The sequence below is a fragment of the Ruegeria sp. D1(2025) genome (assembly GCF_056536425.1).
Genome location: NZ_JBQFPO010000028.1, coordinates 1 through 5614, shown reverse-complemented (window position 1 = coordinate 5614; position 5614 = coordinate 1). Strand labels below are relative to the sequence as shown.

The window sequence follows — 5614 nt, the reverse complement described above, 5'->3', positions numbered from 1 at the left end:
ACGTCATCTCGTCGGAATGCCACTTCGGCGAACCATCCCTGCAGGACCTCGGAGGCTCGTATCCTCGTCGTTCTGTTCCCCCGGGCCAGAGCACCCGAGTAGCTGCCCTTGGCAACATCCAATAGTCCTGCCTCAATCAGGGTGTGAATGATCGGGATGATCTTCTTGGATATATGGATCGCGTTATAGCGAGAAGACGTGTCCCAGTAGTTCGAGGACATGGAGACGCCGATAGACAGTTCCGGGTCTTCCAGCCAAGCAACATACAGGTCCAGAACCAGCACTCGGAGTTGATGTCTGAATGCAGTCTTCGGCTTCGGTCCGGAGGTCTTATCACTCGGCAGGTAGTCGTCCCAGATGCGGTCGACCAAGTCAGCGACCTCGGGGTGCTCCGACCAGCGGTGAACGTCGATCGGTCGCGAGTGCCATGGGTTCTCTATCTCCCCCATAACCTCCTCCTCCCTCTGTGTACTATGGATCAGGAAGGAGGGTACTCGGGTCTCTCTATCCTCCGGTTTCTATTCATTACTTATACCTATTCCCCACCCCCATAGAACCCCCGCTAGAGGTCAGGAAAGAGGAGAGGTCAGAGGGTGTCAGAACACCTGAAACCACTGGGGCATAAACGGGGGCATTTTCCGTAGCAAACGGGTGCCACGGGTGTCTACGTCTCGATGTTCCGATGACCTGGCTGGGGTGGTAGGAATCCTTGCCAACCGATGATTGTTATCGGCTTTTCCAACCGGTGACCGGAACTGGGGCGGTTTCAGGGGCATTTTGCTGAGCGAAGCGACGGGCGGAATGGAGCGTCAGCGGATCAGCATGGGGCATTACGAGGGTGAGCACGGGGCAGTTTGGCCGATAGAGAGGCCGCTGACGGGACAGTTTACAAGACCGCTAACTGGCTTTGACGGCGTCCGTAAGACTGGACCGCTGACGACTAGCCCGGGTGCTGACGAGTGGTCGCCGGTGCTGGCGGCTTACACTATGAAAAAACCGACTTTTCCTCTCTCACCTGCAGGCCAAGCAGTCCTTTTTCGTCAGAAACTGGGCAGACCACAGTTTTTCCCCATAAGGAGCTACCCAGCTCACCTCATAAAAAGCACCCTAACTTGTATCTTGCAACGGACGAAAAGCAATCACCGTCAAATCATCCATGCGCTCTTCATTCTTTCTGTAATCTTGGAAAGCATCTTCGATGGCCGCCAAAAGCTCTTCCGAGTTCGACCAACTGTCTTGCTTAACTATCGACATTAATCTTTGAACTCCAAAGGCTAAGCGCTTTTCGCCACCCAATTGGTCGATCAGGCCATCGGTAGAGATAATCAGATCAACAATTTGATCTAAGTGGATTACGTGCTCAATAAATTTTGGCCCTCTTGGGGTGTCCGCATACCCAATACTTTGTTTATCACCTCGGATGCGATCAACGTTGGCCACCGACTTAACCAACAAAGACATGTGTGCCCCTGCGAACTTGGCTATCCCTTTGCTTGAGTCGATCTGGCAAATTGCTGCGTCCATACCGTCGTTTGAAGTCGAGTTTTCAGTGTCCTGGTTTAGGAGGGTGCGAGTTAAATCGCTCAGTTTCGATAAGGCCGAAGCGGGGCTGAGCCTGTCGTTTTCATAGTAAAGCCGCTCGAGAGTAGCGATCGCCAGCATGGTCATGAAGCCTCCTGGTACGCCGTGACCGGTACAGTCAATTACGGCAAGCGTCGAAATCTGTCCTTCCGACCTGATCCAGTAGATGTCCCCACCGACCAAGTCGCGAGGCTCCCATTTGACCGCAAAATCGGCGAAGGCGCTCTGACACTGACTTGCAGTAGGCAACAACCCCTGCTGAATTCGCGTGGCATAGTTTACACTGTCGACGATCTGATGGTGCGCTTCACGGATCGCGTTGACGCGTTCGACCTCCCGCTCCAGCATTGAGTTGTAGCTTTGAACAACTTTACCAATCTCATCTTCTGATTGGTACGGGACCCTCTGTGGATCATCGTATAGTTCGAACTTTTCAATAGCTTTCAACATTTGACCGAGAGGTCTGTTGATAAGCCATAAAAATGCAGCAGCACCTGCTAATATCAGCGCAAGGCCTCCGAGAATTCCCAAAAGAACCACAACTCCAACTTCAGTCTGCAACTCATTGTTCAGAATCTCCTGATCAATTCGTGCCAACATCATTGTCGACCCTGCTGCTGTCGGGACGGAAACGACGATATCCAAACCGGTTTTTTTTATCCTGTCACAACCTATGGCAGGCCAGGAGGCCAAGGTTTTGGAGCCTTCCTCCAGCTTTTGTTCGGCGCAAATTACATAAGGAAAACCAGAATAGACGGCCAGCAGGCTCGTCGCTTGTGTAAAGTTTCGTGCTTCAACCAACTCAGCCAGCGGCCTCGCAATGCGGTTTGCAATCGTTGCCATTTCCGCTGCGACCTGGTCCGTTTGAGCTTGTCTTTTGAAGTCATAATAAAAAAGAAGCACCACGGCATTAAATACACCCCCGATCAAGAGGGTCGCGAGAATGTGCTTTAGGAAGATGCGGCGACTTAAGAAGGCCCTGAGACTACGCACTAAACGCCTCTACAGTGTTTGGCATCTAGTTCCCGATGTTCTTCATAGCGGCCTGAAGAGCACCACGATTATTGACGATCATCTGAACAACCTTGTAGTCCCCGGAAATTTCCCGCACCAGAAAGTCTGCGGTCACGGTGTCGCCACCTTCGGTTATCATTTCAGAGCAGACGAAGTAGTCGCTTCCTGCCGGAATAACCATGGGGTGAACATTTGCAGGGTATACAGTTTCAATCGCATTGGTTGTTGTGTCCAGATAAGTGTAAGCACCATCGACCATCACGCCATCGACATGCGCAATCATGGCGGATTGGAGCTTTGCTTTCACCTCGGTCGGAATGTCGGCCGCTACAGCCGGTCCTGACGAAAGTATAAGGGCGACCACACATATTAGCCTAATCATGCTAACCTCCCCGCTGATAAGCCTGCACAATTGATACCCTAAAAATGCACAAATGTGTATCTTATGATATCAAGACCTGGATTGAACTTGGTGCCGTCCAAGCATGATCAAGGAGAACAGATGCTTGCCAGTGAAGTCTACGAACTACGTGCTAACCTGCGAAAACAGGGCGTTGTTTTCGCCTACAGCGGCTATGTAACCGAGAGCATTCTTAGCGGCGTCGGTGATGCGTTAAAGCAGAAGTTGGTATCTGAAGATGCGGACACCAAAACGCTTCGCAGTGTATTCGCAGTTTTTGTAGAGCAGATGCAGAATATCATCAGATATTCCGTTGAAAAGTTGCCTGCTGACGGTGAAACAGCGGTACTGGACATAAGTTACGGCATACTGACCATCGGAAACGAAGCTGGCAGCTATGTCGTTCACGCGGGAAACCTAATCCTGTTGAACGATGTCGACACCATGCGGAACCGGCTATCAGAGCTCCGCGATATGAACCGAGAAGAGCTAAAGGTCGCCTACAAGGACCAACTACGAGCCGAAGCCGATAGTGTCAGCAACAGTGCGGGTATCGGGTTAATTGAAATTGCGCGTCGAGCGTCAAAGCCAATCGAGTTCGATTTTATGCGAGTTGATGACCAGCACGCATTCTTCGCGCTCAAAGCCACGGTTTAAGAGGGTAGAATGCAGAACATTAAAATCCCGGCGACAAACCGCACTCCGGCCGTGGTATTTGATTTTGATGCTGGTCACCTCAGGCTTATTGGAGAATCCTATCCAGAGGATGTTACGACCTTTTTCAATCCATTGTTTGATTCCCTAAAAAACTGGCTTTCCGAAGGTTCAAATACCGCCTGTCGTTTTGACTTTGAACTTATCTATTTCAACTCCTCCAGCGCTAAAGCCATCATGATGATAATGGAGCTTTTGGATTCCGCTGCAGAAATGGGAAAGAAAGTCGAAGTTTACTGGTTTCATGATCCTGAAGACGAAACCATGGAAGAGCTTGGCGAGGAGTTCGGAGAAGATCTTAAACACGCCAAGTTTTCGCTAAAAAAGTTGTCTGATCAATGACTATCGACGATCTTTTTGCCAAGGAGAGAGAAGCGTTGGAAGTCGCGGAAGCAACTTTGAGCAGCGGACAATTCCCAAATGAAGAGACGCGAAACTCAATAAAGAACCTCGTTGAAGAATACAGGAAACTGCTTCGGACGACACGACGAATGATGCGGTTGAGTGATCGCAATGAGCGGGAACTGAATGCATTGGCTGAAAAGCAGCGCATTGCGGCCGAAGAGGTAAACCGAAAAAACCTAGAGCTTGAAGCGTTGTCAGGGAAGCTTGCTAAGTACTTATCACCGCAAGTTTACAAATCGATCTTTTCCGGGCGCCAGGAAGTCAAACTCGCCAGCAAACGAAAAAAGCTGAGTGTGTTCTTCTCGGATGTGGCTGGTTTCACGGAACTTACGGATCAGATGGAGTCTGAAGACTTAACGGAACTTCTGAACAGTTACCTGACCGAAATGGCAGCAGTCGCTTTGAGCTACGGCGCGACGATAGACAAGTTTATCGGTGACGCGATCCTTGTCTTCTTTGGTGACCCGGAGAGTAAAGGAGTGCGCGAAGATGCTTTGGCTTGCGTGAGAATGGCAATTGCGATGCGAGACAAGTTGGCAGAGTTGCAGGCTGAATGGAGGAGGCAAGGAATAAGACAACAGCTACAATGCCGTATTGGCATCAATACAGGCTTCTGCACGGTTGGAAATTTTGGAAGTGACGACCGTATGGATTACACCATCATTGGTGGTGCCGTGAACGTTGCCTCAAGGCTAGAGCATCAGGCAGAGGAAGGAGAGATTTACATCTCTTACGAAACCAGGGCGCACGTAAACCACGAAATAGAAACCGAAGAGGTCGGTGCAATCCAAGTCAAGGGCGTGGCTCAACCCGTAATGACCTACCGCGTCCTGGGTCAAAAAAGATCGAGACACCACCTAGAAAAAGTCTCTCATGAAAAGCCAAACTTTCGATTGGTTTTTGACCCGAACTTAATGACGTCAGAAGAACGGGCTGAGAACTCAGAAATCCTAAAGTCAGCGCTTGAATCTCTCTGTAAAAAAACTTGAGATTTGAAGGGCCAACGACTAGTGAACTTGGTTAACTTACCGCAATTGATCAGGGTCTCGGCTATTTATTAGACACTGTTACCTGGGTGCGCACAGCCTTCATTCCGCCACCTTCAACCAACATCGACTTCGGCAAAAAGAAAGCAAAGTGAGCACCCCCGGCAACCCGCTATGGGCCGCCGAGGGTTCTGTCTATGAGGGTGGTCTTCGGTTGACGACATAGTCTGCCAGCCATTGCCAGTAGGCTTCAGCGTCACGGAAACCCTGAGCACGCGCCGCCAGATCTTCCGCCGCCTTACGGGTGCAACCGCCATCGAACTCGGCAATCGCTGCTCGTTCCTCGAACGCATCAATGTCAGGGAAGCTCATGAGGCAACCGTCCCTAGTGGGAGTCTTATCTGGTCAACGATCGACCGACGTTGCTCGTCACTGATCCCTGCCGAGTAAATCCCGTAGGTGATCCCGTTCTCCGACCGTGCCGACTTGTGCCCGACCAGAGAGGCTGTGAAGT

At 50.7% G+C, this 5614-nt stretch carries 7 protein-coding genes; 3 read left to right on the top strand and 4 right to left on the bottom strand.

From position 1 onward, the window contains the following. From ACR1XU_RS22940 to ACR1XU_RS22930, 3 genes are all read right to left on the bottom strand, one after another. Positions 1 to 449 (bottom strand): hypothetical protein (locus ACR1XU_RS22940; protein ID WP_480915707.1); only part of this gene is annotated, 449 nt, incomplete at its 3' end. Positions 450 to 1107: 658 nt separating this feature from the next. Then, complete coding sequence (locus ACR1XU_RS22935) at positions 1108 to 2574, bottom strand: SpoIIE family protein phosphatase (protein ID WP_170808463.1); 1467 nt, start codon at positions 2572 to 2574, stop codon at positions 1108 to 1110. 25 nt (positions 2575 to 2599) lie between these two features. Next, positions 2600 to 2977 (bottom strand): hypothetical protein, encoded by a 378-nt coding sequence (locus tag ACR1XU_RS22930; RefSeq protein ID WP_170614900.1) that lies wholly within the window; start codon positions 2975 to 2977, stop codon positions 2600 to 2602. A 120-nt stretch (positions 2978 to 3097) separates the two neighbouring features. Between ACR1XU_RS22930 and ACR1XU_RS22925 the strand changes: the two genes are divergently transcribed. The 3 genes from ACR1XU_RS22925 to ACR1XU_RS22915 are packed head-to-tail and all read left to right on the top strand — an operon-like array spanning position 3098 to position 5103. Continuing rightward, positions 3098 to 3652 (top strand): SiaB family protein kinase, encoded by a 555-nt coding sequence (locus tag ACR1XU_RS22925; protein WP_170614901.1) that lies wholly within the window; start codon positions 3098 to 3100, stop codon positions 3650 to 3652. 9 nt (positions 3653 to 3661) lie between these two features. Then, positions 3662 to 4051 (top strand): DUF1987 domain-containing protein, encoded by a 390-nt coding sequence (locus ACR1XU_RS22920; RefSeq protein WP_480909635.1) that lies wholly within the window; start codon positions 3662 to 3664, stop codon positions 4049 to 4051. After that, positions 4048 to 5103, top strand: coding sequence for an adenylate/guanylate cyclase domain-containing protein (locus ACR1XU_RS22915; RefSeq protein WP_480909638.1), 1056 nt, complete (start codon positions 4048 to 4050; stop codon positions 5101 to 5103). The genes ACR1XU_RS22920 and ACR1XU_RS22915 overlap by 4 nt, the downstream gene beginning before the upstream one ends. Positions 5104 to 5295: 192 nt before the next feature. Here the strand turns inward: ACR1XU_RS22915 and ACR1XU_RS22910 are convergent, their stop codons facing one another. After that, positions 5296 to 5472, bottom strand: a complete 177-nt coding sequence (locus ACR1XU_RS22910; protein WP_170816214.1) for a hypothetical protein — start codon at positions 5470 to 5472, stop codon at positions 5296 to 5298. Positions 5473 to 5614: the final 142 nt, after the last annotated feature.